This is a genomic window from Endozoicomonas sp. SESOKO4, from assembly GCF_024606275.1.
In genome coordinates this window covers 1-1,118 of record NZ_JAHHPS010000175.1, presented here as the reverse complement: position 1 = coordinate 1,118, position 1,118 = coordinate 1, and the positions used below count along the sequence as shown (strand labels likewise).

Genomic DNA, 1,118 nt, shown 5'->3' with positions numbered 1-1,118 from the left:
GATCAGTGCGGCGCTGATTGATCGCTTTGCCGGTGGCACTGCGACACCTGCGGGGACCGTCATGCCAGTGGATGGGCAAGGAGCCAGTGAAGCGAAGACCTCAGTGCAGTCGACACAGATTGCAGACACCTCTCGCTACTACGGCATCCAGCCAACCAAAGCAGCCATTAACCAGGGCGATCTGACCCTGAAGGTCAACAGCGTTTATTCACCTCTGGTGCCCAGCGCCCGGGTTGAAAGTCCGGTGGTCGATCAGTACGGGGGCTACACCGCCAAACGGATGGTGGCCACCTCATCCAGCCAGCGCAATGTCAGCCTTTCTTTTGTGCATCTTTTCGGCAACCAGAGCAGGGCCTTTCTGCAGACGGGAGCCTTGTCAGGAACCGTGACTCTGTCGTTAGAAGGTGGCACCTTCGAAGACGACAAAACTGGCCAGCTGGTACACAAAAGCGGGTCCAATAACTACAGCAACCTGACCATTGACTATGAAAGTGGTGAGCTGAACGTCTGGCGCAACAGCAGTTACTATACCAGTACGGCTACTGCCCTATACCAGCCAGCCACTGGCATCACCGGAGCCGCCATCAGTGGTACCCTGGACATCACCGCCCAGAATCGTGGCTTCAACTACACCTTCAACTTTGCTGAGGCCAAGCCCAAGCCTGGCACCCTGGTGGTCAGCTATATCTCTCTGGGCAAATGGCAAGATCTGAGCGATCAGGGCAATGGTCTGCTGGCTGGTTTAGGCTCGGGCACTATGGACTTCAGCACTGGCAGCGTGGCCGTGACACTCGACGGTTTGCCCGATCCCGACAGCAAGCTGGTGTTCAGCTATATCGCCCAGGCGGATGACGAAATCACTCAGCGAACTGGCTCGGTGGCGGTGGATAAATTTTCGTTTCGGCACACCACTGCGAAGCCGGGTATTAAGCCGGGCAGTGTCGTCATCACCTATCTGGCCAGTGAGCAAACCAAGACCCTGACCGATCAGGGTAACGGCCTGTTGACGGGCGATGGCTCAGGCAGTGTCTACTATGCCCCGGGTGAGCTGGGCTTTGTGTTGAATGCCTTGCCAGACCAGGGCACCGAGATCGAGATTCAGTACGAAGAAGGCGCAG

Annotated in this window: 1 protein-coding gene; it reads left to right on the top strand. The window is 57.1% G+C overall.

What is annotated here, in order from left to right:
* Nucleotides 1-1,118, top strand: a 1,118-nt coding sequence (locus tag KDK16_RS03270) for a hypothetical protein (protein ID WP_257274660.1), incomplete at both ends; no start/stop codon positions are given.